The sequence below is a fragment of the Bradyrhizobium sp. SMVTL-02 genome, from assembly GCF_051853005.1.
GTDB lineage: Bacteria > Pseudomonadota > Alphaproteobacteria > Rhizobiales > Xanthobacteraceae > Bradyrhizobium.
Genome location: NZ_CP182469.1, coordinates 7854454 through 7878584 on the forward strand (window position 1 = coordinate 7854454; position 24131 = coordinate 7878584).

Here is a 24131-nt window from a genome sequence, read left to right on the forward strand (position 1 = left end):
CTTCGCTGCGCTCGCAATGACCGCTAAATCCCCAAATACTTGTGCTGCAGATCCGGCTCGGCCATCAGCTCGTTTGACGTGCCGCTCCATACCGTCTTGCCGCGCTCGATGATGTAATGACGGTCGCAGATGCGGGCGAGGTGGTCGACGTTCTTGTCGACGACCAGGATGGACTGGCCGCGCCTCTTGAGCAGCGACAGGCAGTTCCAGATCTCTTCGCGGATCAGCGGCGCGAGGCCCTCGGTCGCTTCATCCAGGATCAGCAGCTTCGGATTGGTCATCAGCGCGCGCCCGATCGCGAGCATCTGCTGCTCGCCGCCGGAGAGCTGGTTGCCCATGTTGGCGGCGCGCTCGGCAAGCCGCGGGAACAGGGAATAGATCGCGGCCAGCGTCCACGGATTGGGGCTGCCGAAACGGTCAGCGGCGGCTGCGACCAGGTTCTCGCGCACGGTGAGATTCGGGAAGATCTGGCGACCCTCGGGGACCAGGCCGACGCCGAGTTTCGCAATCCTGTAGGACGGCAGCTGCCGCACTTCGGCCCCGGCGAAACGGATCGCACCAGATCGCGCCGGCGTCAGGCCCATGATGGAGCGGATCGTCGTGGTCTTGCCCATGCCGTTGCGGCCCATCAGCGACACCATCTCGCCCGAGCTGATCGACAGTGACAGGCCGAACAGCACCTGGGACAGGCCGTAGCAGGTCTCGATGCCGTCGACCTCGAGCAGCGTGTCAGCCATGGTGCGTCACCACATGCTGGTCGCCGAGATAGGCGCGCTTGACCTCTTCATTGGCGCGGATCGCGGCCGGATCGCCGGAGGCGATGACGCGACCATAGACCAAGACCGAGATGCGGTCGGCCAGCGCGAACACCGCCGGCATGTCGTGCTCGACCAGCACGATCGAGATCTCTTTGCGCAACTCCTGCAGCAGTTTCACCATGCGCTGCGATTCGGTCACGCCAAGGCCCGCCATGGGCTCGTCGAGCAGCAGCAGCTTCGGCTTGCTGGCGAGCGCGACCGCAAGCTCGAGCTCGCGCCGCTCACCATGGCTGAGCTCGTTCACCACGACGTCGGCGCGATGTCCGAGACCGACGCGGTCGAGCGCGGCATGCGCAGCATCGCGCAGGCCCTTCTCCTTGCGGGCATTGGCGAAGAAACGGAACGAAGTGCCGGCATGCGCCTGCGCCGCCAGCGCGACATTGTCGGCGGCGGTGAAGTCGAGCAGCAGCGAGGTGATCTGGAACGAGCGCGCGAGCCCCAGTGCGCAGCGGCGATAGGCGGGCAAATAGGTGATGTCGCGCCCCGCAAGCCGGACGCTGCCGGAATGCGGCTCGAGATGCCCGGTGAGCTGGCTGATCAGCGTGGTCTTGCCGGCGCCGTTCGGGCCGATGATGGCGTGCAGCTCGCCGCTGGCGACGTCGAGCGAGACGTTGTCGGTGGCGACGATGCCGCCGAAGCGGCGCACCAGCTTTTCGACGCGGAGCAGGTGTTCAGCCACGGCCAGCCCTCCCGAGCATGCCCATGATACCGCCGCGGCCGAACAGCACGATCAACAGCAGCAGGGGGCCCATGATCAGCGCCCAATATTCGGTGATCTGCGATAAAAACTCTTCCAGCAGCAGAAACACCACCGCGCCCACGACCGGGCCGAACAGCGTCCCCATGCCGCCGAGGATGACCATCACCATGAGGTCGCCGGAACGCGTCCAGTACATCACGGCCGGGCTGACGAAATCGGTGTTGTTGGCGAGCAGCGCGCCGGCGAGGCCGCACATGGTGCCTGATATGACGAAGCAGACCAGCTGGTAGCGCTTGGCCGGAAATCCGATCGCCTGCATGCGCTGCTCGTTGGAGCGCAGGCCCTGCACGACGAGGCCGAAACGCGAATTGACGATGCGCCAGATCAGGAACAGCACGGCGAACAGGCAGGCAAGGCAGAGATAGTAGAACTGCGTCCGGTCCGACAGGTTGATCAGCCCGGAGAAGTCGCTGCGCTTGTAGACGGTGAGGCCGTCATCGCCGCCATAGCGCGCCAGACCCGAGGCAACGTAATAGGCCATCTGCGCGAAGGCCAGCGTGATCATGATGAAATAGACGCCGCGGGTGCGCAAAGAGAGCGCGCCGATCACGAGCGCGTAGATCGCGGAGGCCGCGAGCGCGACCGGGAACTGGATGAAGCCGGAACCGACGCCTTCCTGCGCGAGCATGCCGACGGCATAACCGCCGATGCCGAGATAGGCGGCGTGGCCAAAGCTCATCATGCCGCCAAAGCCCATGATGAGGTTGAGGCTCGCCGCCGCCAGCGCCAGGATGACGATGCGGGTGAACAGCGTCAGGATGAAGATGTTGCCGGACAGCTGCGAATAGAGCGGCAGCAGCACGAGGCCCGCCAGCATCAGGGCCGTGACGGCCTTCCTCACGCTCAAACTCTTCATCGACGGTGGGCCGGAAACAGCCCCTCCGGCCGCACCACCAGCACGATCGCCATCAGGAGATAGATCAGCATGGAGGACAGCGCGGGCGCGGCGGTGGAGGCAGCGGCGCCGCTCAGCACCTGTCGCAGCAGATTGGGCAGGAAGGCGCGGCCGAGCGTGTCGATCATGCCGACGAAGATCGCGGCCAGGAACGCGCCGCGGATCGAGCCGATGCCGCCGATCACGATGATGACGAAGGCGAGGATCAAGATGTTCTCGCCCATGCCGATCTGCACGGTGAGGATCGGCGCCTGCATCAGGCCGGCAAGGCCCGCGAGCGCGGCGCCCAGGCCGAACACCAGCGTGTAGAGCAGCTTGATGTTGATGCCGAGCGCGCCGATCATCTCGCGGTTGGAGGCGCCGGCGCGGATCAGCATGCCGATGCGGGTGCGCATCACGCCGAGATAAAGCAGCAGCGCGACCAGCAGGGCGACCACGATGATGGCGAGCCGATAGGCCGGATAATAGATGCCGGGCAGGATCGGCACCGGCACGGTGAGCCAGGGCGGCAGAGGGAGTGCCAGGCCCGCCGGACCCCAGATCAGCCGCACCGCTTCATTGAAGAACAGGATGAGCCCGAAGGTCGCGAGGACGTGGTCGAGATGGTCACGGCCGTAGAGATGCCGCAGCGCCGTCACCTCGAGCACGATGCCGAGCACGAGCGTAGCCCCGAGCGCCATCAGCGCGCCAAGCAGGAAGCTGCCGGTCCAGGCCGCGAAGGTCGCGGCGAAATAGGCGCCCATCATGTAGAGCGAGCCGTGCGCGAGGTTGACGAGATCCATGATCCCGAACACCAGCGTCAGGCCGGCCGCGAGCAGGAACAGGAGCAGGCCGAACTGCAATCCGTTCAGGAACTGTTCGACGACGAGCAGCATCAAAACTCTTTCAGGCGCACGCAGCGTCGCGCCGATGTTCGAACACAGTCGCCATCAGTGAAAGAGCTCCCCCTGCCTCTTCAAGGCCGAAAAATGGGTAATGGCAGTATCGTTCCGAGGCAAGAGCGATTCGTCACCAAACATGCACTTTGTTGCATCCCGACACATGCGGCCGAGGTACGCCTTGCAATGCAAAAAGGCTGCCGCGCCGGATGAGGCAACCTGCCGCACCCAAACGAGATCACCCTCCCGAGATCCGGGGGAGGGTGCGAACGTCCTCGAATGAAGCAGGATGCGTCTAATGCGACGGCATCTGCTGGGGAAAATCGTCCGGCTCGGCGAGCACGCTGTTAACGGTCGAAGCCTCCAGCGCCGCCATCCGGAACAGATAAGCGAGCGTGGTCAGTCCGGAGTCGTCCGCCATCTGCGCCAGCTCCAGCGCCATGTCGGACATGTAGCCGAGGTTCTCGTCCCTGGTTTGCGCCATGATCTGGCTATCCCGCATCATGTTCGACATCTCAAGCACTCTTTCGTTGCGCGGCAGCAAGGCCGCAGAGGTTGGCGCGGGCGACGGCGTCCAGCCGCGGTCCGTCCTGATGGACGACGCTCTTCATCCCAATGCGCTCGCGCACGACATCGAGCGACCCCTGACGGACCTCGATCGTTGCGGCCATGGTCCAGGAATCATCGATCAGCGCCGGCAATCCCAGCGGCGTGACGACGAAGCCGATGTCGTGGAAGCGCGGCAGCCACCAGGTCTCCATGACGAGGCAGAGCCGCTCGATGCCCTGATCGAGACAGAACTCCTGCGCCGCCGCCATCAGTTGCAGGTTGAACGCGCCGTCGCGGCGCTCGCGCGTCACGAAGAAGCGCGACCATTCCCAAACCTGCGGATCGACCGGACACCCCCGTACTGCGGCGAGACGGGGAAAGACCTCGCTCATCATCGTCGGCCTGGTAGTCGGATACAGACGGGAGCCGCCGAGCACGCGGCGGTTCTCGAGAGCCAGCAGATAGATCGCGTCCTCGTTGTCATAGGCGTCGATCTCGCGGCTATCGGGCTTGCGCAGCCCCTCCCATTTCCGCTCCTCGACGAAAATCTCGTGGCGCACTCTGAAATGCTGCTCGAGGACATCCTCGTAGAGGTGCCGGTTAACGGCTGAAATCACATGAATCATTTATTCCCCCCATGTCTTGAAATAACGGGGGAAGCCTCATGGAAAACCGCCAAACCGACTATTGGGAAATTTCCCAGTAGGCGCGGATTTCAGGGAGTGATGATTCTCTGGCGGATTGCGATAGCAACCGCATGCGTCCTGTTGACGGCGCCAAGCTTGCGCGCAGCGGTTGCGAGATGCTCTTCCGCCGTGCGCTGCGTGATATGCAGGATCTCGCCGATCTCCCAGGCCGACTTGCCCTGCGAGGCCCAGGCAAGCACCTCGCGCTCGCGCGGGGTCAGACGCGCTGACGGATGCGGCGCCGGGGCGAGCAGGCGGCGGATGTGATCGAAGCCATACATCGCGATCAGGTGCAGCGCCGGCTTGCTGCGGGCATTGAGATCGAGATGAACGCCGCCAAGCGAGACACCGGCTTCATAACCGGTCAGGCCGTGGATCGGCACGACGAAACCGCGCGACATGCGGAAATCGGCGGCACGCCGCATCACTTCGGCGGCGCCCGGTTCGAACTCCGCATCATAGGGAGCTTCCGACCATTCGAAGGGATTCAACGTCCGCCGGCACTTGCGGACCACGGGATCGACGCGGTCGTAGCTCTTTTCGGTGTAGAGGCTGAACCACTCGGCCGGCCAGCGCTTGGCAAGCACCATCTGCGCAAAACGCTGATCGGGATTGGGCAAACCCGTCACGATGATGTGCTCGAATCCGTAGCGGCTGAACGCGGTGGAGAGCGCATCCATAGCGTCCGGAACCTTGGTATAGGCTCCCAGCCCCTCAATGAAGTCGAGTGCCTCCCGGCCATAGTCTAGGGCAGACATCGGTGCATTCCCTGACCTACACCGTCCCGTATAACACGTATTGGAGCGCTGCCTGAATTCGCTGGTCCCTTAGTTTACCGGTGGCGACGTGCTCCGAGGCTTTAGTCTACTTGTGGACGAAGTGACGTCAAGTTACACCTGAAGGCGTCGAAAGCGGGAAAATCAGATGGACGACGAGAACATCGCCCTCAACAGCGTGCTCGGCCTGGAATTGAACCGCGTGTTTTTCGCCGTGCGCGAACCGGCAAACAAGCAGAAGATCATCGAGTTCGCGCGCGAGGTGCTGCAGAGCGAGCGCGAGGACTTGGCGGACAATATTTTGCCCGAGGGCCCGGCGAGCTAGGACGCAATTGCAGCAAACGATGCCGATGGGAACAGATCGCGCGAGGACGCCCTTCCGCCGAACGCGCAGATTTTAGTCGAAAGACGCCGGCCGCGAAGTTGCTGCGCCATCATCAGCAACGAGTCGGCTGCGCACTTACCCTCCCCTGGGCAGGGCTGGGGTGGGGGTGTCTCCGCGTTGGGATTGTTGAACTGTGGAAGGTGTCTCTGCGTGGCGAGAGCCCTCACCCGCCGCGCTCTTGTGCGCGCGTCGGCCTCTCCCGCAAGCGGAAGAGGCCGAGCAAGCCCGCGGAATCCATATGCGATACCCCTCCCCTCCAGGGGAGTGTAAAGCACCGCGTTGCGTCCATTATCAGCCACTTGCCGCTGGATGACAGCGCAGCTCTCGTGAGATGATCGCCGCCACGTTTTCGGATGCCAGGGACATTTCAAGACCATGATGACGCTGCGCCAGGTTGAAGTGATCCGTGCCGTGATGGTGACGGGCACCATTGGCGGCGCGGCGAAGCTGCTCAACGTCTCGGCGCCGGGGATCAGCCGCCTCGTCAAATACACCGAGCGCTCGCTCGGCATCCGCTTCTTCCAGCGCCAGAACGGGCGCTACTTCCCGACGCCGGAAGCCGAGAACATTTTCGAGCAGATCAACGGCGTCTACAAGAAGGTCGACGACCTCTCCGAGATTATCTCCAAGATCGGGCGCGGCGGCCTGTCGGAATTGCGCATCGGCTCGGTGCCGAGCATCTCCCAGGTGATGGTGCCGCGCGCGATCGAGCGCGTTCGGCGCCGCTATCCCGATCTCGGCATCGACATCAACATCCTCAAGCTCGAGGAGGCCATCGACTATCTCCTGCTCGGCCGCGGCGAGTGCGTCGCAATGAGCTACAGGCTGGAGCATTCCGGGCTCGACTTCCTGCCGCTGGCCTCGGGCGAGCTCTATTGCATCGTGCCGCCGGGCCACGAGCTCGCCGGCCGCAAGCAGGTCTCGGCCGCCGAGATCACCCGCTATCCGCTGATCGGCATCGATCCAAACGATCCCTACGGCCGGATCATGGCCGGGATCTTTGCGCGCAACCGGCTCGACTACAACATCACCATCCGGGCCCGCTTCGGCACCACGGTGTGTGCGCTGGTGAAGGCGGGCCTCGGCATCGCCATCATCGACCAGTTCACGGTGGCCCATGGCGGCTATCCCGGCGTCGAGCTGTTGAAGATCAGCGAGCCGACGCGGTTCGACACCTATGTCGCGGTGAAGCGCGGCGCGCCGCTGTCGCTTCACGTCGAGTACTTCATCGAAGCCCTGCGTGCCGAGATGCGCGCGGTCGAGCCGTCGGGCGGCAACGGCAAGGCCGGGCCGGCACGCGGACGCAAGAAATAACATGACGTTAGGTTTGCAGGACAAAAGGGTAATTGTGTTAGGCGGGAGAAGGATTATCGTCCCCATCGGAAGCCCCTCGGAATTGCGCGGATTTCCCCGCCAATGGCCGGGACCGAACGCTCCCAGCGAGACGATAGCAAACCATGTCGAAGCGCGGATATGCCGCCAGCAAGAAGCTCCTCACCGGCCTGATCGGCGCGCCGATCGCGCATTCCGCCTCCCCCGCCATGCATGAGCGCGCCGCCGAGGCGCTGGGCCTGCGCGGCCATTATCAGCTGATCGAGGTGGCCGGCGCCGGCCCCGCCGGCCTTGCCATGCTGCTGGAAGGCGTGCGGCGGCTCGGCTTTGCCGGCGTCAACGTCACCTTCCCCTACAAGGAGGCCGTGGTGCCGCTGCTCGACGAGCTGGCGCCGGCCGCGGCGACCATGGCGGCGGTCAACACCGTCGTCGTCAGGGATAACAGGCTGATCGGCCACAACACCGACACGACCGGCTTTGCGCGCGCGGTTGCGCCGCTGCTGGCGGCTTCCGGAAATGCAGTGGCCGTGATCGGCACCGGCGGTGTCGGCAAGGCGATCGCCTTCGCGCTGGCGAGCCTGAAAGTGACGGACCTCCGAATCTTCGACAGCGAGCCGGCACGCGCCGAAAGGCTCGCCGCGCTGCTGGCCAGGCATGGCGCCGCGCGGGTGGCCGCGAGCGTAGAGGACGCGCTTGCCGGCGCAACCGGGCTCGTCAACGGCACGCCGGTCGGCATGCTGCCGAACCGCGACACCCCGGTCCCCGCCTCGCTGCTGCGCGAAAATCTGTGGGTCGCCGATGCCGTCTATTCGCCGTTGATCACACCGCTGCTGGCTGCCGCACGAGCCAAGGGCGCGAAGATCATGACCGGGCGGGAGCTCGCGATCAACCAGGCGGCCGATGCGTTCGAACTGTTTACGGGCCTTGCTCCATCGACCGAAGTCATGGGAGAGGCATTCGACGACGTGATGGCGGCACGAAGTTCGGCCTATCACGCAGCGTAACGGAAGCGGCCGGACACAAGGCCGCGGACCATATCAACGAAAATGGCCAGGGCAGCATGGCCTCGCACCTGGTCGGCCGCTCCGATGCGGGGCTGACCGGAGCCGCCAACCAGATGATCGACTTTTTCAAGCTCGACCATCTCGCCGACGAGCCGGCCGGCGGCCGGTCCTACGGCCAGCAGAAACTGCGCGATGCCGCCATGGCCTTCATGGGCGGCCCGCGCCTGGTGCTGCTCGATGAGCCCGCGGGCGTCGACCCGGCGATGCTGGCAGAGCGGCTGGTCGCGACCAACCGTGAGAAGAATGCGACCTTCGTCGTGATCGAGCACAGCATGGAGTTCGTGATGTCGCTGTGCTCGCGGGTGATGCTGATGGCGGAAGGCAAGGTGCTGGCGATGGGACGGCCGGATGAAGTCCGCAGGAATCCTGCCGTGATCGAAGCTTATCTGGAGCATTGAGGCGCGATGGAGATTGGAATGAACTGTCATCGCGCTTTAGTTTCATTGTTTGAGCATGATCTTGTCGGAAAACCGCTGCGCACTTTTCCGGATCATGCTGTAATGAGCCGATCATGAGCGATCCGATCCTCTCGGTACACAACCTCGTCGGCGGCTGCGGCGAGATGACGATCTTGAACGGCACCACATTTTCGGGGCCGCCGGCAACCATCACCAACATCATCGGCCCGAGCGGCGCCGGCAAGTCCACCGTGTTCAAGGCGATCTTCGGCCTCCTGGAGCTGCGCGACGGCAAGATCAATTTCGTCGGTCGCGACGTCACCAATCTGTGCCAGCGCGCGCTGCTCAATGCCGGCATCTGCTACGTGCCGCCGGGCCGCAACATTTTCCCGGAGCTCTCGGTCCGCAGCAACATGGAGCTTGGCGGAGTCTCGGCCGGGAACGGGGGCGCCATGGAGGAGAGTGCGGCATGAGCGCGCCAATGCGGATTGCAGTCGCCGGCGCCGGCCTGATCGGCCGCCGCCATATCGCGCTGATCGAGGCCTCAAAGGACTGCGTGCTGTCAGGCATTGCCGACCCCTCGCCTGCCGGGAAGGATTTTGCGGAGGCACGCAATGTGCCCTGGTATGCAGACCACCGCGCGCTGCTGGTGCAGGACAAGCCCGACGGCCTCGTCATCGCCTCGCCCAATACGCTGCATTTGCCGATGGCGCTCGATTGCGCGGCGGCGGGGGTGCCGGCACTGATCGAAAAGCCGGTGACGGAGACGATTGCCACCGCGCAGCGCCTCTGCGCTGCGGTCAGGCGCACCGGCGTGCCGATGCTGGTCGGCCATCATCGCCGGCACAATCCGATCATCAAAGCCGCGCGCGAGGCGGTGACGACCGGCAAGCTTGGCCAGCTCACCGCCGTGGTCGGGCTGTGGCTGCTCAAAAAGCCCGACGACTATTTCGAGGTGGCCTGGCGCCGCGAGCAGGGTGGCGGGCCGCTGCTCATCAACCTCATCCACGACATCGACAACCTCCGCTTCATCTGCGGCGAGATCACCGAGGTGCAGGCGCTGACCTCGAACAAGGTTCGCGGCTTCGCCGTCGAGGATACCGCGGCGCTGTTGCTGCGCTTTGCGAGTGGCGCGCTGGGAACGGTGACCGTGTCGGATGCGACGCCGGCGCCGTGGAGCTGGGAGCTCTCCTCGGGGGAGAACCCCGCTTATCCCAAGCAGGACCAGCCCTGCTACATCTTCTCCGGCAGCGAGGGATCGCTCTCCGTGCCGAATATGGAGCTGTGGTCGTACGCGCGAGAGCCCGGCTGGTACGCGCCGTTGTCGCGCGAGACCGCTCTGCCACCCGCATTCGATCCGCTGGTGGAGCAGCTCCGGCATTTCTGCGCGGTCATCAGAGGCCACGAACAGCCGTTGATCACGGCCGAGGATGCGACGGGAACGCTCGCCGTCGTCGAATCCGTCAGCGAGGCCGCGCGCACGGGCCAGACAATCTCTCCTAGGCGGATCATGGAGCAGGCAGCATGAACAAGCGCTCGATCGCGACCGTGTCTCTCTCAGGGGCGCTGGACGAAAAGCTCCGCGCCATCGCCGCCGCCGGTTTTAACGCCGTCGAGATCTTCGAGAACGACCTGCTGTCGTTCGGCGCAGGCCCGCGCGACATAGCAAAGCTATGCAAGGACCTCAATCTCGAGATCTGCGCGTTCCAGCCGTTCCGCGATTTCGAGGGCATGCCGGAGCCGCAGCGCACGCGCAATTTCGCGCGGGCCGAGCGGAAGTTCGATCTGATGCAGGAGCTCGGTACCGATCTCTTGCTGATCTGCTCCAATGTGTCACCCGCCTCGCTCGGCGGCATCGACCGCGCCGCAGACGATTTTCGCGAGCTCGGCGAGCGTGCCGCGAAACGTGGCCTGCGCGTCGGCTACGAGGCGCTGGCCTGGGGGCGCCACGTCAACGACTACCGCGACGCTTGGGAGATCGTGCGCCGCGCCGATCATCCCGCGATCGGGGTCATCCTCGACAGCTTTCATGCGCTGGCGCCGGGCTTTCCGACCCGCGCCATGGCCTCGATTCCCGGCGACAAGATCTTTCTGGTCCAGCTTGCCGATGCGCCGAAGCTCGAGCTCGATATTCTCTCGTGGAGCCGGCACTTCCGTTCCTTCCCCGGCCAGGGCGATCTGCCCGTCGGCGAGTTCATGGCGGCGGTCGCGGCGACCGGCTATGCCGGGCCGCTGTCGCTCGAAATCTTCAACGACCAGTTCCGCGCCGGTTCGGCCGCGCAGACCGCGGTTGACGGCCTGCGTTCGCTGATCCTGCTGGAGGACCAGCTCGCACCGGATTGGCCGAAATTTGCCGGCGAGCCGCTGGCCCCGAAGGCGAAGAGCCGCGGCACCGGCTTCATCGAGTTCGCGGTTAACGAGACCAAGGCCGGTGAGCTCGCCCGCCTGTTTTCACAGCTCGGTTTCCGCAAGAGCGGCAAGCACCGCAGCAAGGCCGTCGAGCGCTGGTCGCAGGGCAAGGTCGAGCTCGTCATCAATTGCGAGACCGACGGCTTTGCACATTCGCATTACGTGACGCATGGCCCCGGCGTTTGTGCGATCGCGCTCGACGTCGACAATGCCGGCCGCGCGATGCAGCGGGCCGAGGCGCTGAAGGCGCGCACCTTCTACCAGCCGGTCGGGCCGGGCGAGCTGGAAATTCCCGCGATCCACGGCGTCGGCGGCAGCCTGCTCTATTTCCTCGATCAGGCCGGCAAGAACTGGGACACCGATTTCGAACCTGTGCCGAGGGACGCAAGCGCGGATGCCCTGCTCGCCGTCGATCACATCGCGCAGTCGATGCCCTACGACGAGATGCTGTCATGGCTCTTGTTCTACACCGGCATCCTCGACCTCAAGCGGCTGCCGCAGATGGAGATCGCCGACCCCAGAGGCCTCGTGCAGAGCCAGGCCATCATCAATGCCGAACAGAGCCTGCGCTTCGTGCTCAACGGCTCGTCCGCCAACCGCACGCTGCCGGCGCGCTTCATCTCGGAGTTTTTTGGGTCGGGCGTGCAGCACGTGGCATTTTCGTGCAAGGACATCTTTGCGACGGTCGCCGCCATGCGCAAGCGCGGCGCCGATTTCCTGGATATCCCCGACAACTATTACGACGACATTGAAGCCAAATACGACCTCGCACCCGAGCTGATGGCGCAGCTCCGCGCCAACCACATCCTCTACGACCGCGAGGGCGACAGCGAGTTCTTCCAGGTCTACACCCACATCTTCGACGAGCGCTTCTTCTTCGAAATCGTCGAGCGCCGGAATTATCAGGGCTTTGGCGCGGCCAATGCCGGCATCAGGCTGGCGGCGCAAGCGCGCGAAGTGCGGCCGGCGAGCATGCCGAGGGTGTAGGTCTTCGCCTTTCCTCGCCCGCGGGGAGAGGCCGGCGCGCGCCGCGCGGCGGCTCAGGAGTACTCTACGCGAGTCATATGATCGCCAGGGCAACGCTCTCGCCACGTTGTCATTGCGAGCGCAGGGGTCGCGGTAGGGACGCTCATTGCTGGGCGCCCCCCGCACAGATCCGTACGTGCGGCTTTCCCGCATACGGCTCCCACCTCGGGTGAGTAGCGGTGAAGCGTGTTCGGGGCCAAGGATGGAGGATTTGTGGCTTGGGGAGCAAGTCGGAGGCAAGCCGCGCGACCCGCTGCCACGTGGTCCCGTCAATCTGGCTGCGGCGCCGAAGCATCCGCCTCCATTGTTCGGTGACGAAGTAGCGGAAGGCGCTGAGCGCTCGGCTGTTGGTCGGTACCGCGTGGTAGTTGAAGTACCCGGTAACGACCTGCCGCAGCCATTTGCCCTGTTCGAGCACCGACTGGTGCATACGCCGTCGCATTCCCTGCTTCACGGCTTGCAGTTTCGCCCGCATGCGGTCTTTGCGAGACTTGCGCCTGATCTGGAACTTGCCTTGCTTGGATCGGCTGCAGATGAAGGTGAAGCCGAGGAAGTTGAAGGTCTCCGGCTTGCCGAGCCCGCGCCGCCTGCGGTTGTCCTCCGCATGACGTCCGAACTCGATCAGCCGGGTTTTCTCAGGGTGCAGTGACAGCGCGAACTCCTGCAGCCGTTTGCGCAATTCTTCGAGGAAGTGCCGGGCCTCATTCTCATGCTCGAAGCCGACGATGAAGTCGTCAGCGTAGCGCACGATGATCATGTCACCCGCGGCCTCGCGCCGTCTGAAGCGTTCGGCCCACAGATCGAGGGCATAGTGCAGGTAGATGTTGGCAAGCAGCGGCGAGATCACCGCCCCTTGTGCCGTCCCCTGTTCGCTGACCCTGACCGTTCCTTCTTCGAGAACACCCGCCTTGAGCCATTTGCGGATCAGACGGATGATACGCTGGTCGCCGGTCCGATGTTCGACGAAGCGGATGAGCCATTCCTGGTCCACCATGTCGAAGAACGAGCGGATATCGGCGTCAACAATGAAGTTCACCCGCCGGCTCTCGATTCCGACCAGCAGCGCATCCATCGCATCGTGCGCGCTGCGCCCGGGCCGGAACCCATACGAGAACCCGAGGAAGTCCTCCTCGTAGATCGCGTTGAGCACCGTAGCGGTTGCCCGCTGAACGATCTTGTCCTCGAGGGACGCAATCGCCAGCGGTCGCTGCCGCCCATCCTGCTTCGGGATATGGACCCGCCGCGACGGCTGCGGCCGGTACGCTCCCCGGTGAACACGAGCATGCAGGTCCTCAAGATTGGCCTTGAGGTCTTGCTCGTAGTTCCGCCACATCATTCCGTCCACACCCGGCGCGGCATGCTTCTTCAGCGCGAAGAACTCCGCCTCGAGCAGTTCAGGCGTGATGTGGTGAAGCAGCGCAGTGAACCTCTCCTTCTTCCTTTCCCTTGCAGTTCGCCGTATGCGTTCCAACGCCTGTGTCACGCTTGTCCGGCTCGGCGTCCGGGGCGTGCTTTGCTGGTCCGCATTCCCCTTGGTCGCGGCCCTTCGCTCCACCAACTCCTCCGCGGATCGCTCCGCTTCGTTCGCAGGCTTCGACGCTACTACGGCCGCGTCCGACTTCCCGCATCCGTTCGTCATCGGCTTTGGCTCCTCGCCTTCCCGATGCGGACCTTGGGGGCATGTTGCCATCGGTCAGATGCGGGACCTCCCAGGTTCCGACGCGGTCCTTTGCTGCGTGATGGGGTCTTCGACCACGGCAGAGCGTCAGCGCCTCGCATAACGGCGCCGCACATGTTGCCTTCGACGTTGCTTACCGGCTCGGCCTCTGCGAGTTTCTGTCTTTCGCGGCTCAATAGCCCACCCCACAGCATCGTTGTGTACGCTTCGCAGCCGCCGTTGCCGACGGCCACGCAACACTCACTACCGGGCGCTCGCTACCGCTTACCCGGACCGGACTTCCACCGGTTGGACCACGCCAGCTTGCCTGGCGCACAAGCAATCCAGAATCCCTCCGCGGAAAGACTCTGGATTGCTTCGGTGTGCTCGCAATGACGACGTGGTGAGTCATTGCGAACTTAACGTCTACCGTCCCCGCGGAGACTCCCCTCTCCCCGACCCTCTCCCGCATCCGCCTACGCAAAAGCTTCGGCGGACAAGCGCGGGGAGAGGGGAAGAGCGAGAGCTCACTTCATCGGGCACTTGTCGTGGAAACGATCCTGGTCGTTCTCGACGATCGTCGCGACGGTCTTCAGCGCGAGCTGGCCTTCGGCGTCCTTGACCACGTCCTGGAGATAGAAGCTCTGCACCGGGATGTGGTTGTTGCCGTATTTGAACGCGCCGCGCAGCGACTTGAAGTTGGCCTTCTCCATCTCGGCCTTCATCGCGTCCTTCTTGCTGGTGTCGCCCTTCACCGCGACCACGGCGCTGTTGATGAGCTGGGCGGCGTCATAGGTCTGGGCGCCGTAGTAGGTCGGTCGCAGGCCGGGATGCTTCTTGCGATAGTCGGCGACGAAGCGCTTGTTCTGCTCGTTGGGCAGGTCGTTCACCCATTCCTGCGCGCCGGGCACGCCGAGGGCGTTCTCCTTCTGCAGCGGCAGCGACAGCTCGTCGATGGTGAAGGCGGTGTAGAGCGGCATCGTGCTCTTCAGGCCGGCCTGCGCATATTGGTTGAGGAACTGCACGCCGGCGGCACCGGGATAGAACACGAAGATCGACTCGGCGCCGGAAGCGCGGGCCTTGGAGAGCTCGGCGGAGAAGTCGAGCTGGCTCGGCCAGACCGTGTATTCCTCGCCCTTGATCTCACCCTTGAAGGTGTTCTTGAGGCCCGCGAGCATGTCCTTGCCGGCCGCATAGTTCGGCCCGATCAGGAAGACGCTCTTGACGCCCTTCTGGTTCATGTAGAGGCCCATGGCCTGCGGGGTCTGGTCGTTCTGCCACGAGGTCGAGAACACGTAAGGCGAGCACAGCTCGCCCGCGAGCTGCGACGGCCCGGCATTGGCCGAGATCAGGAAGGTCTTCGAATCCACCGCGGTCTTGAGCGAGGCCAGCAGCACGTTCGACCAGATGTAGCCGACGATGAAATCGACCTTGTCGGACTGCACCAGCTTCTCGGTCTTCTGCTTGCCGACATCCGGCTTCTGGCCATCGTCCTCGTAGATCACCTCGACCGGCTTGCCGTCCATCTTGCGGCCGAGATGGTCGAGCGCGAGCTCGAATGAGTTGCGCATGTCGTTGCCGATCACGGCGGTCGGACCGCTGAAGGTCGAGACGAAGCCGATCTTGATGGTGTCGCCGGCGACTGCCGGGCTCGCCAGCACCAGCGCCGCCGCACCCGCCAGCCAGAATGACGTCCTCATAACCACTCCCCTCCCTATTATTGGTCCCGGAAGCGGGGTGATCGCCGCCCCGGGCCTGTCTCTATTGAACGCAAAATCTGTCGAGCCGCCAATGGCTCAGCGCCTGCCCCTGCACCATATTTCGCCCCAATCGGAGATGGCAAGAATTATAATGGGACCTATATACGTGTTGACACTTGGTTAAGTGATTTGCATTTAGGCATAGATGCAACCAAATATTACGTTTTTGGGGGATGCACGCTTGCCTATCAACTTTGTGCCCGAGCGGGGCCGTATCCTTATGTGCGACTATGATATGGCTCGCGTGCCTCCCGAGATGGAGAAGGTGCGGCGTGTCGTCGTTATCTCACCCCGCTCCTATAATCATAGGCACGGCTCAAAGCCGGGGCGCTGTCTAGAGCGGTTCACGGATTTATTGAATCGGAAGGGATTGAACGAAGCCGCTGGCGCGGCATGTAGGGAGGCATAGCAAGGATTGCCTCCTGTCTGAGAGGATTGCGGGTTTTCGAAGCCCAACCCTTTAGACAGGAGGTTTTCCGATGGCTGAGATCAGCCCACTTCGCCGCCGCATGATCGAGGACATGACGGTCCGCAATCTGTCACCGGCGACGCAGCAATCCTACCTCAACGCCGTAGCGAAGTTGAGCCGATATTTCGGTCGTTCTCCTGACCGCCTCGACCTGGAGGATATCCGTGCTTTCCAGGTTCATCTGGTTGCGACGGGGATGTCCTGGCCGGCGCTGAACCAGATCGTCTGCGCACTGCGGTTTTTCTACGGTGTGACGCTGGGTCATGACACCGTTCCGGAGCGCATCGCCTATGCGCGTAAACCGCGCAAACTGCCGGTGGTGCTGAGCGCCGACGAGGTCGTGCGCTTCCTGGAAGCAATCCCAAGCCTCAAGAGCCGTACCGCGCTGACCACCGTCTATGCCGCAGGCTTGCGCGTATCGGAAGTGGTCCTCTTGAAGGTTGTCGACATTGATAGCCAGCGGATGTTGATCCGGGTCGAGCACGGCAAGGGCGGCAAGGACCGTTACGTTATGCTCTCGCCGCAGCTTTTGAGGATTCTGCGGACGTATTGGCGGCTCACTCGGCCCAAACGATGGCTATTTCCCGGCCGCGACGACGAGCGTCCGCTCGTCCCTAACGTGCTGCACGCCGCCTGCCGTTCAGCCTGTACGGCGGCCGGCTTGAGCAAGTCGGTGACAGTGCATACGCTGCGGCACACATTCGCGACCCATCTCCTGGAGAACGGGGCCGACGTGCGCATCATCCAGGTGCTGCTCGGCCATGCCAGTCTGCAGAGCACGGCGCGCTATACCCAAGTCGCCACAAAGACCATCAGCAATACGCCAAGTCCGCTTGACCGGCTCCGCCTGGAGGTCGTGCCGCCCGGCTGAGCGGACCTGATGACTCCAGTTCTGGAAGTGGCGGATATCTTCCGCCGCCACGGCGAAGCGTTTCGGCAAGCTCGTGCCGGACATCTGGGTCGCGTCGAGCGGCGCGTCATGGGCGCGATCACGGCATGCCGGACGGCTGTGCTTGGCGGCCACATCGAGCAATGCGACGACTGCGGTGCCACCCGGATCGCCTACAACTCCTGTCGCAATCGGCATTGCCCGAAGTGCCAAGGCTCGGCGCGCGCGCAATGGCTTGCCGAGCGACAATCCGAACTCCTTCCCGTGCCATACTTCCACGTCGTCTTCACCTTGCCGGCGCCGGCCAGAGAGATTGCTTTCCAGAACAAGGCGGTGGTCTATGCCATTCTGTTCCGCTGCGCGGCCGAGACGCTCACCACCATCGCGGCCGACCCCAAGCATCTCGGCGCTCAGCTCGGTCTGACCGCCGTCCTCCATACTTGGGGTCAAACCCTGCAACACCATCCGCATATCCACTGCGTCGTGCCTGGTGGTGGACCTTCACTCGACGGCACACACTGGGTCGCTTGCCGGCCCGGCTTCTTCCTGCCGGTGCGCGTCCTCTCCAGGCTGTTCCGCCGCCTGTTTCTGCAAGAGCTGCAAGCTGCCTTCGCGGCTGGCCAGTTGGGCTTCTTTGGCGATCTCGCCCGTCTCGCCGATCCCGCCGCATTCGCCGAGCGCCTCGCTCAACTTCGATGGACCGACTGGGTCGTCTATGCCAAGCCGCCATTCGGTGGGCCCGAACAGGTGCTGGCTTATCTCGGCCGCTATACGCATCGCGTCGCCATCGCCAACAGTAGGCTGATCTCGCTTGCCGACGGCAAGGTGAGCTTTGCCTGGAAGGACTATCGGCAGAATCGTAAAACCAAAGTGATGACGCTTAAGGCCGATGAGTTCATTCGTCGCTTTCTCCTGCACACCCTGCCGGACAGCTTCCACCGCATCCGCCACTATGGTTTCCTCGCCAATGGCGGACGCAACGATAAAATCGCTTTCTGCCGTCAACTCCTTGCTGTCCGCAACGCTCCGACTGATCAAGAAGCCGGCGCCGATCCCCTCACCAAATGCGAGATCCCCGTCTGCCCGCATTGTGGCGGCACCATGCGGCGCGTCGATATCGTCCCGCGAGCCTGCGCGCGCGACCAGCCGTTTCATTGTGATACGTCATGACCAGCGTCTGTACCATCCACCCCTTCCGTAATCACCTTCTTGGTGGCAACGTCCGAAGTCGCCGTGGCCGCGCTCGTCACCGAACACCCCGCCAATCGTTCGGTAGCGCATCCCAGCGCTGCAAATCGCTCGCTGGATCGCGCCCTTGGCCCGATCAATCGGGCCCCTCACATCCGATGAATGACTCGCGGACGCGCGGCGACCACAGGCGAGCGTTCCCCGCAGCCGCACCCGCTGCACTATTCCCATAGCGCCCACAACTCCGCAGCTTCGTTCAATCCGGCTTCTATGAGGTCGCACGCACCACAGAGCGCGCGGCTCGCGCCTGCCACGCGACCTCACAGAACCCTCAAGATTCCCAAATCAGTGGTTTCCTGATTCAAGCTGTTTGCCGGGATCGGAGGCCGGCGAGCATGGCGAAACCGCTGTCGATGGATCTTCGCGAACGTGTTCTCGGCTGTATTGAAGGCGGCGTTTCAGGCCGGCAGGCTGCTGCGCGATTTGGAGTGAGCCCGGCCAGCGTAAGCCGTTGGCGAACGCGCGAGCGGGAGCAAGGCGATGCCCTGCCGAAGGCCCAAGGCGGCGACCGCAAATCTCACCGGATCGATGCCCATCAGGCGACGATCATGGATCTGCTCGAGGCTTCGCCCGATATCACCATCGAGGAATTGCGGCATGGCTTGAGCAAAGGCCTATCCTTCGGCTATGGCACGATCCGCCGCTTCTTCGAGCGTCACAAGATCACGCGCAAAAAAAGACGGCTCATGCCGCAGAGCAGAAACGTCCGGACGTTTTGAAGAGCCGTGAGGCCTGGCGCGAGGGTCAGGACAAGCTCGACCGGGATCGCCTCGTCTTCATTGATGAGACCTGGGCATCGACCAACATGGCGCGAACGCACGGCCGCTGCAGGCGCGGTGAACGCCTACGGGCTAGCATCCCTCACGGTCACTGGAAAACGACAACATGCGTAGCTGCTCTCACCACACACGGCATCATCGCTCCTTGGGTGCTCGATGGACCCATCAACCGCGACGCCTTTGAGACCTATGTCGAAAAAGTGCTCGTCCCCGAGCTGCCCGAACACGCCATCGTCATCATGGGCAACCTGTCCAGCCACAAAGGGCCACGCATACGCGAGCTGAGGTTAAGCCAAGGGAAGCACTACGATCTCCGACGAGTGCCCATTCTCAGCCAGATAATCGCGAGGGTCTCACCAGTAAGTCATTGAGTTTGCTTGGCCCGTGGTGGCGCTGAACCAGCGGCCCGGTCGGTAACAGTTATGCAAGCTTAGGAATCTCTTGTTCAATCAATCGCAATAATCGGGTGTTGCGCCTCCCCGCAACCAGCTAAGCATCGGACCATACGGTGTATTTGGAAAGCCGCCCCCGTGGGCGGCTTTCCTATTTTCAGCCGTGTCGCCACCGTGTCGCCACGCCGTCGAAGCTGGTGTGCATGAGGCGAGCTGCCAAAGCGCGCCCATCCAGCCGTCTCCGTTCGCCTCGGGGAAGTTCTCGGAGGGGGCTACCTAGACAGAATCAACAGGAAAGGCTGCTGTGTTGAGGACGAGATTGGCGACGCTCATTGCGCTAAGGTTTTCACGATATAGATTAAGACAAGGGATTTCGCTGGGCAGATTGGTCAAGCGGGTTGACTCTAAAGGGTCCTTGGCCACGTCATTCGTGAATGGATGCTGCCGAGATGTGGCGCAAAAGGACGGGTGCAGGGCGGTCGCTTGTATCCGGCGAGAAGCGTTTTGGCTTTGTCTTGCTTGCCAAGTCGGCGCATCCTGCGATTCCATTGTGGGCTCGAATGAAGCGGGGCAATTCCTTCGGATCGATGTCTTCCGCAAGAGCGTATTCCAAAGCTCTGGTCCAGCGGCTCCGCATGCGCAAATCCGGTTGAATGCAGGTCGCCTCTATGATCATCCGTAAAGAATGCCAGTTTGCGCGCACCGGCGTCATCAGCATGCTGGGCGCGACCTCGATGAGATGAGGCAACAGATTGGTGGTCTCAAAATACCTGTAGGCGCGCAAAACAGCCCGCAAGTACTTGTGCGCGGCGAACCGCCCGTTGTTCTCTGACGCCTTTTCCGCTGCTTTCCTCACTTTGCGAATCTGGGCAACGACCTTCTGGGCGGACAGTCCCGACGACGCTACTGACGATTTCATGAGCACCTCCTAGATTGGCGATGCTCAAAATTAGTATCGCAAGCGATGCTTCAGGCGATGTTCGAGGCGAAAATATCTCAAGCTTCGAGAGATTTTTCGAGCTCGCTTTTTCCGAGATTTGTTGAACGAATTTGTCAGCGAGAGTGCCCGCGGAGGGCGGGCATACCGACGGCCGTCTCGGGCGTAAAAAGCACGTTACTCAAGAGCAACTGGCGTTCGAGGCCGAGCTACCTACGTCCGCGCGATGAAAAGCTGAACGCGGAATCCAAGCCTGCTGGTTATGGCTAGGATTGCTGATGCTCTCTGCTCCGCGCCCCCAGCTTCTCGCTGACGAGGGTCGGTGAAAAATTAGGAGCGAACAGCGCGCGCGCCCCTGTTCAATACTCTTCGGCAAGCATCAACGTGATCACTCGCGTCGTGACTGCTGGATCAGCAGGATTTGGTGAGTGACCGGTCATTGATGAGTCGTAATAGTCGATCTTGAAGATGACTTGAGCTCCCTCAAAATCGAACATGCCAAAGTCGTGCTCTTCGTGAGGATCGTTGGCGTGGCAAAAGTCGTCGAAAACCGAGATGGTGCGGACCAAGCGCCTGACTGCGTCTGACCCAAGCGCAGCGATGGCGGCGGTCATGACGGCGTTGCCGCCGAGCAAATGTTGACGTAGCTCGTCGTTAAGCGCACGTATCCGATCCGTGTCCAAGGACATGGTTGCTCCTATTGATGATGGATGATGGAAGGGGCGGGAGGTAATTGGAACGGCGCGAGCCGAACTCGCGCCATTCTGGCTTGCAGCGCGTAGCTTTACTTGCTGCCGCGGCTTAGCAGTGCGACCGCGCGATAGTTCCGGTAGAATTTGGGTAGCTTTGGATAGTCGCGATAGCGGAGGGTCAACAGGCCATCCTTGCGGTCGACAACAATCGCCTCGGCCCAACCATATTCGGGAGATTCCTGGGCGATGACGAGATGCCCGGTCTCGATGATTTCCCAGCTTTCGGGAGATCCCTTCTGAGGAGGCAGAGGGCCGCCGAGCTTGTCTCGGGGTACTGTGGCCGCGTCGTCCGAAATGCCCACGACGACTTCACTGTACAGGGCTTGGCGGATCTCAGGGACAGAGGTGGCACCGGTGGTTGGGAGTTTTCCAGCCGGGAGAGCGCCCGCCAAGCTGATTGAATCGGCCGATTTCAGCTCGTACAGATTGAGCGCCGTCTCCTTCGATAGTTTGATGAGTTCCTCTTCGTTGGACGTGCGGTATCGCGCGCCGCGTGGCTTTTGGTTTTCATCGAAGCCGAGGAGGATAAAGACCTTGGACCGGGACTTTGCTGCCTCCATCGCCTTCGTTGGAGGGGCCTTTGTTGCCGCGGCGGCACTTGATCTCGCCGGAAGAACGGCGGCCGCGAGCTCGTCGTACAAGCTGCGTTTGATGTAGGGCAGAAGCGCTCTGCCTTGGTCGTGAACGCGTCCGACCGGAATTTTTGCGACGATTTCGACAAGAGCTGGTCGATCGACGTTGCAAACAGCGAGCTTGAGTGAGCGCGCGGCCTTTTTGGCCGCCGCCGCCTGGCGCTCCGGAAACCGGCCGGCCTTCGGCTTGCCGGTCGCGTCGATCCCGTAAACGATGATTGCCGAGGCGGGGAGTGTCTTTTGGTTCGTAAGATTGGGCCTGGCCATTTTGCCCTCCTGAAAAGCCGAAGGGGCCCGATTTGGGTCCCTTTCTGAAACGGCGTTGTCGGTGGTCCTGCGGGATGGTCCCGGCAATGGCGGTCTTGTCATTGGACGACTCCTTTGTTGAAGACGAGAAGAGTGTTCAAACCATCTCGCCGCAAGTATAATAAAGCAGAAGCGCCAAAACTGCAATAATATCAATACTTTAAATGCATCAAAACTACGCAAAAACAGAGCGTGATTACTGTAATTTTAGCGCTTTTTTTGGCGCAATTACTGTGAACAATACACGACGACAGATCGCATGACTTGCGATCATCAATATTGTTGCCGTTGCAGACGTTCAAACCGTCAGCAGCGCAGTAACGCCAAAGAGCGTGCTGAACAAAGCGCGGAAAATCCGCCGGAAAATCACCATCAAACTGGCGCGCGTCGATCTGCGCCGAGACGCGCCGCAAGACCTCGGCGCAGCCGCCGGCTGCATAGCAACGGGGACCGTACGGATGAACCATGCCAAGTTGCTCCAAAATCCCGGTTCGGACCAGAAAGTTGTGAACCAGCCGATCCACGACGATCATGGCAATGCCCACTGCATACCAATCAGGACGGGCCTCGCGATCTGCCATCAAAACGGATGAAAGCGTCATCGTCAGAACCTTGTCCGAAACTCCAAAAACATGACGGGTCGGACCGACTAACGCCTCTTGAGCGGACCGATCGCCCAGTTCGCCCGTCGCCGCGAGCTGGTCATCGATCCACCCAAAAAGATCGGAATCGGCGACATCTCTGACAAACAGAAAGAAGCTGAACGCGGTCTGGTTGAGATGACCATTTCTCAGTGGCGCCTTGGGAACGGGGCACCGGCGGATGTAGCGGGGGTGGCTGCACGTGCGCCGAGTCTTGTCGTACCGGCAGCTCTCGTAGGTCCAATAACTGTCTAACAGGGGGCAAGCGGGATCACGCACCATTTGGCTGATCTCATGCCAGGTGATGCCGCCATGGGCGTGAAGATAAGACGCGGCCACCCTGTCCGAAATCCCCTGGAAGCTGAAGGTCTCCACCATCCAGTCAAATAGCGGCGGTGTGTTTCGAGCGCGCACGATCTGATGGAGGTCCGGATCTGGTGAGCTGACGCTGATCTGAGGCGCCAACGAGGGCAGGCCAGTGCCATTTCGGCAAATGGCGCCGATCAAGCTGGCCGCGGATCTGACCGCCGCTCCGGTCGGACGGCGGAGTTGCGCCGGCACTGCCAATGATCGGGACTTCGCTAAATCAAAGATACCAGCCTCCTCTGGGTGTCGCTGTCGCCATCAATATACCGCTCGGTCGTTTGGATCGAACGGTGGCCGGCCAGGAGCTGGACATCCCTTAGGGAGCCGCCGGCCTTGTGAACGAGCCGTGCGGCTCGCGTAATGAAGGTTCGTCGTCCGGAATGAGAGGAGCAGCCGCTGAGGCCAATCGCTTGAAACGCGCGATTGAACCAGACCACGATGCTGAGTGGCGTCATCGGTCCGCCGCGTTCAGATCGCGCGATTGGGCCGTTTCCCGGAGATAGCTTTCGTAACGCGATGAGTGCCTGTCGCAGATCCTGTTGGACCGGGATTCGGCGGCCGTGTCGCCTTTTTGCGACGCTATCCCGTACCTCGATTGTCGCGCCGATCTCGCCTTCGGCGCCTTCAACCATATCCCATGTCAGCTTGGCAATCTCGGCGGCGCGCAAGCCTGCCTTCAGCGACAAGAGGACGATAACGCGATTTCTATCCGGGTGCCGGGTCGTGCCGGCGAAGAAGAGCAAGTCTCGCGCCGCTTGATCAGAAAGGATCTTGGCTTGCTTGCCTGCCATGTCGATCAAACCGAATGCCAGATTCTAGCAATTCGACTAGTCTCGCCGCAACACAATAAATGCTTATCAGTTCGTCGAGCGACGAGCTTTCGGACGAGATCAGTGCATCCGGATGAGAGGTGCTCGGCGACTGATGAGGCTTTGAGAGTTTGCTTATGAGTGCGATCTGGATAGCTCGCGAGGCGACATGACGCGATCTTGTAAATCATTATCATAAACAAGAGAGGAGGGAGCCTTCCAAGGCACGGATCAGCTGTCGCCCGTGAGGGTCTACGCACTTGCCATCCAGATGCGGACGGCCAGTACTTAGGGTGTCAATAAACTGCGTCCCCTGGCGAGGAGGAGGAGGTTGGATCTGAAACCAATCTCGTCGAAGATGAGGTTAAGGAGCAGCGAGCATGGCTGCGCAAAATGGAACGACGTACGTGGAATTCGATAGTCGAACTGTATTTCCCCCTAAGCAACCTACGATAGGATCTTCTTCGAATTCGGCTAGTAAACACGGAAGGCAAGCTAGGCTTCAAGAAATGATGAGG

Annotated in this window: 21 protein-coding genes and 3 pseudogenes; 10 read left to right on the forward strand and 14 right to left on the reverse strand. The window is 62.2% G+C overall.

The features are described 5' to 3' along the window. Positions 1-23 precede the first annotated feature (23 nt). The 7 genes from ACNJYB_RS37670 to ACNJYB_RS37700 form a co-directional block, all read right to left on the reverse strand. Positions 24-737 carry an ABC transporter ATP-binding protein gene (locus tag ACNJYB_RS37670; protein ID WP_439371663.1) on the reverse strand — a complete coding sequence of 238 codons (714 nt, stop codon included), beginning with the start codon at positions 735-737 and terminating at the stop codon, positions 24-26. Then, on the reverse strand, positions 730-1497 hold the full coding sequence (locus ACNJYB_RS37675) for an ABC transporter ATP-binding protein (protein WP_439371664.1): 768 nt from the start codon (positions 1495-1497) through the stop codon (positions 730-732). The genes ACNJYB_RS37670 and ACNJYB_RS37675 overlap by 8 nt, the downstream gene beginning before the upstream one ends. Then, on the reverse strand, positions 1490-2434 hold the full coding sequence (locus ACNJYB_RS37680; protein WP_439371665.1) for a branched-chain amino acid ABC transporter permease: 945 nt from the start codon (positions 2432-2434) through the stop codon (positions 1490-1492). The genes ACNJYB_RS37675 and ACNJYB_RS37680 overlap by 8 nt, the downstream gene beginning before the upstream one ends. Continuing rightward, positions 2431-3348 carry a branched-chain amino acid ABC transporter permease gene (locus ACNJYB_RS37685; RefSeq protein ID WP_439371666.1) on the reverse strand — a complete coding sequence of 306 codons (918 nt, stop codon included), beginning with the start codon at positions 3346-3348 and terminating at the stop codon, positions 2431-2433. Before ACNJYB_RS37685 ends, ACNJYB_RS37680 begins: the two co-directional genes overlap by 4 nt. Positions 3349-3646: 298 nt before the next feature. Continuing rightward, entirely contained in the window at positions 3647-3865 is a 219-nt protein-coding gene (locus ACNJYB_RS37690; RefSeq protein ID WP_439371667.1) for a hypothetical protein, read from the reverse strand. A gap of 1 nt (position 3866) precedes the next feature. Beyond that, a complete protein-coding gene (locus tag ACNJYB_RS37695; RefSeq protein WP_439371668.1) occupies positions 3867-4526 on the reverse strand; it encodes an acyl-homoserine-lactone synthase in 660 nt (219 codons plus the stop codon). An 89-nt stretch (positions 4527-4615) separates the two neighbouring features. After that, on the reverse strand, positions 4616-5344 hold the full coding sequence (locus tag ACNJYB_RS37700) for a LuxR family transcriptional regulator (protein WP_439371669.1): 729 nt from the start codon (positions 5342-5344) through the stop codon (positions 4616-4618). Between the two features lie 166 nt (positions 5345-5510). On the opposite strand from ACNJYB_RS37700, the gene ACNJYB_RS37705 reads away from it, so the two are divergent. The 7 genes and pseudogenes from ACNJYB_RS37705 to ACNJYB_RS37735 all read left to right on the forward strand — a co-directional run bounded on the left by ACNJYB_RS37705 (position 5511) and on the right by ACNJYB_RS37735 (position 11937). Beyond that, positions 5511-5687 carry a hypothetical protein gene (locus ACNJYB_RS37705; protein WP_439371670.1) on the forward strand — a complete coding sequence of 59 codons (177 nt, stop codon included), beginning with the start codon at positions 5511-5513 and terminating at the stop codon, positions 5685-5687. A 435-nt stretch (positions 5688-6122) separates the two neighbouring features. Continuing rightward, the gene (locus tag ACNJYB_RS37710; RefSeq protein ID WP_439371671.1) at positions 6123-7061 is read left to right on the forward strand and encodes a LysR family transcriptional regulator; all 939 of its coding nucleotides are present in this window, start codon (positions 6123-6125) and stop codon (positions 7059-7061) included. A 143-nt stretch (positions 7062-7204) separates the two neighbouring features. Next, positions 7205-8083, forward strand: coding sequence for a shikimate dehydrogenase (locus ACNJYB_RS37715; RefSeq protein WP_439371672.1), 879 nt, complete (start codon positions 7205-7207; stop codon positions 8081-8083). Positions 8084-8130: 47 nt separating this feature from the next. Then, positions 8131-8541: pseudogene (locus tag ACNJYB_RS37720) on the forward strand (ABC transporter ATP-binding protein); the annotation flags it as partial. A 113-nt stretch (positions 8542-8654) separates the two neighbouring features. Further along, positions 8655-8987 (forward strand): annotated as a pseudogene (locus tag ACNJYB_RS37725) (ATP-binding cassette domain-containing protein); the annotation flags it as partial. A 23-nt stretch (positions 8988-9010) separates the two neighbouring features. Next, positions 9011-10069 carry a Gfo/Idh/MocA family protein gene (locus ACNJYB_RS37730; protein ID WP_439371673.1) on the forward strand — a complete coding sequence of 353 codons (1059 nt, stop codon included), beginning with the start codon at positions 9011-9013 and terminating at the stop codon, positions 10067-10069. Then, complete coding sequence (locus tag ACNJYB_RS37735) at positions 10066-11937, forward strand: bifunctional sugar phosphate isomerase/epimerase/4-hydroxyphenylpyruvate dioxygenase family protein (RefSeq protein WP_439371674.1); 1872 nt, start codon at positions 10066-10068, stop codon at positions 11935-11937. The genes ACNJYB_RS37730 and ACNJYB_RS37735 overlap by 4 nt, the downstream gene beginning before the upstream one ends. 142 nt (positions 11938-12079) lie before the next feature. On the opposite strand, the gene ltrA is transcribed toward ACNJYB_RS37735, so the two are convergent. Both ltrA and ACNJYB_RS37745 read right to left on the reverse strand, forming a co-directional pair. Next, complete coding sequence (ltrA, locus tag ACNJYB_RS37740; protein WP_439368749.1) at positions 12080-13459, reverse strand: group II intron reverse transcriptase/maturase; 1380 nt, start codon at positions 13457-13459, stop codon at positions 12080-12082. A gap of 701 nt (positions 13460-14160) precedes the next feature. Next, complete coding sequence (locus tag ACNJYB_RS37745) at positions 14161-15333, reverse strand: ABC transporter substrate-binding protein (protein WP_439371675.1); 1173 nt, start codon at positions 15331-15333, stop codon at positions 14161-14163. Between the two features lie 539 nt (positions 15334-15872). Between ACNJYB_RS37745 and ACNJYB_RS37750 the strand changes: the two genes are divergently transcribed. The 3 genes and pseudogenes from ACNJYB_RS37750 to ACNJYB_RS37760 form a co-directional block, all read left to right on the forward strand. Further along, positions 15873-16733 carry a tyrosine-type recombinase/integrase gene (locus ACNJYB_RS37750; protein WP_439368084.1) on the forward strand — a complete coding sequence of 287 codons (861 nt, stop codon included), beginning with the start codon at positions 15873-15875 and terminating at the stop codon, positions 16731-16733. A gap of 6 nt (positions 16734-16739) precedes the next feature. Then, positions 16740-17921, forward strand: coding sequence for an IS91 family transposase (locus ACNJYB_RS37755; RefSeq protein ID WP_439375460.1), 1182 nt, complete (start codon positions 16740-16742; stop codon positions 17919-17921). Positions 17922-18334: 413 nt separating this feature from the next. Then, a pseudogene (locus ACNJYB_RS37760) lies at positions 18335-19077 on the forward strand (IS630 family transposase); the annotation flags it as partial. A 517-nt stretch (positions 19078-19594) separates the two neighbouring features. Here the strand turns inward: ACNJYB_RS37760 and ACNJYB_RS37765 are convergent. From ACNJYB_RS37765 to ACNJYB_RS37785, 5 genes are all read right to left on the reverse strand, one after another. Then, the gene (locus ACNJYB_RS37765; RefSeq protein WP_439371676.1) at positions 19595-20089 is read right to left on the reverse strand and encodes a hypothetical protein; all 495 of its coding nucleotides are present in this window, start codon (positions 20087-20089) and stop codon (positions 19595-19597) included. Between the two features lie 377 nt (positions 20090-20466). After that, positions 20467-20796, reverse strand: coding sequence for a DUF3768 domain-containing protein (locus ACNJYB_RS37770; protein ID WP_439371677.1), 330 nt, complete (start codon positions 20794-20796; stop codon positions 20467-20469). Positions 20797-20891: 95 nt separating this feature from the next. Then, complete coding sequence (locus tag ACNJYB_RS37775) at positions 20892-21758, reverse strand: hypothetical protein (RefSeq protein WP_439371678.1); 867 nt, start codon at positions 21756-21758, stop codon at positions 20892-20894. 191 nt (positions 21759-21949) lie between these two features. After that, the gene (locus tag ACNJYB_RS37780) at positions 21950-22945 is read right to left on the reverse strand and encodes a hypothetical protein (RefSeq protein WP_439371679.1); all 996 of its coding nucleotides are present in this window, start codon (positions 22943-22945) and stop codon (positions 21950-21952) included. 74 nt (positions 22946-23019) lie between these two features. Next, positions 23020-23595: a tyrosine-type recombinase/integrase gene (locus ACNJYB_RS37785; RefSeq protein WP_439375747.1), complete on the reverse strand. Its 576-nt coding sequence runs from the start codon at positions 23593-23595 to the stop codon at positions 23020-23022. Positions 23596-24131: the final 536 nt, after the last annotated feature.

Excerpts from the sequence above, each read along its gene's own strand:
- ACNJYB_RS37695 (WP_439371668.1), bottom strand. The coding sequence starts at position 4,526 with ATGATTCATGTGATTTCAGCCGTTAACCGGCACCTCTACGAGGATGTC.
- ACNJYB_RS37730 (WP_439371673.1), top strand. The coding sequence starts at position 9,011 with ATGAGCGCGCCAATGCGGATTGCAGTCGCCGGCGCCGGCCTGATCGGC.
- ACNJYB_RS37750 (WP_439368084.1), top strand. The coding sequence starts at position 15,873 with ATGGCTGAGATCAGCCCACTTCGCCGCCGCATGATCGAGGACATGACG.
- ACNJYB_RS37770 (WP_439371677.1), bottom strand. The coding sequence starts at position 20,796 with ATGTCCTTGGACACGGATCGGATACGTGCGCTTAACGACGAGCTACGT.
- ACNJYB_RS37745 (WP_439371675.1), bottom strand. The coding sequence starts at position 15,333 with ATGAGGACGTCATTCTGGCTGGCGGGTGCGGCGGCGCTGGTGCTGGCG.
- ACNJYB_RS37670 (WP_439371663.1), bottom strand. The coding sequence starts at position 737 with ATGGCTGACACGCTGCTCGAGGTCGACGGCATCGAGACCTGCTACGGC.
- ACNJYB_RS37735 (WP_439371674.1), top strand. The coding sequence starts at position 10,066 with ATGAACAAGCGCTCGATCGCGACCGTGTCTCTCTCAGGGGCGCTGGAC.
- ACNJYB_RS37680 (WP_439371665.1), bottom strand. The coding sequence starts at position 2,434 with ATGAAGAGTTTGAGCGTGAGGAAGGCCGTCACGGCCCTGATGCTGGCG.
- ACNJYB_RS37765 (WP_439371676.1), bottom strand. The coding sequence starts at position 20,089 with ATGAAATCGTCAGTAGCGTCGTCGGGACTGTCCGCCCAGAAGGTCGTT.
- ACNJYB_RS37785 (WP_439375747.1), bottom strand. The coding sequence starts at position 23,595 with ATGGCAGGCAAGCAAGCCAAGATCCTTTCTGATCAAGCGGCGCGAGAC.
- ACNJYB_RS37775 (WP_439371678.1), bottom strand. The coding sequence starts at position 21,758 with ATGGCCAGGCCCAATCTTACGAACCAAAAGACACTCCCCGCCTCGGCA.
- ACNJYB_RS37700 (WP_439371669.1), bottom strand. The coding sequence starts at position 5,344 with ATGTCTGCCCTAGACTATGGCCGGGAGGCACTCGACTTCATTGAGGGG.
- ACNJYB_RS37690 (WP_439371667.1), bottom strand. The coding sequence starts at position 3,865 with ATGTCGAACATGATGCGGGATAGCCAGATCATGGCGCAAACCAGGGAC.
- ACNJYB_RS37710 (WP_439371671.1), top strand. The coding sequence starts at position 6,123 with ATGATGACGCTGCGCCAGGTTGAAGTGATCCGTGCCGTGATGGTGACG.
- ACNJYB_RS37685 (WP_439371666.1), bottom strand. The coding sequence starts at position 3,348 with ATGCTGCTCGTCGTCGAACAGTTCCTGAACGGATTGCAGTTCGGCCTG.
- ACNJYB_RS37705 (WP_439371670.1), top strand. The coding sequence starts at position 5,511 with ATGGACGACGAGAACATCGCCCTCAACAGCGTGCTCGGCCTGGAATTG.
- ACNJYB_RS37715 (WP_439371672.1), top strand. The coding sequence starts at position 7,205 with ATGTCGAAGCGCGGATATGCCGCCAGCAAGAAGCTCCTCACCGGCCTG.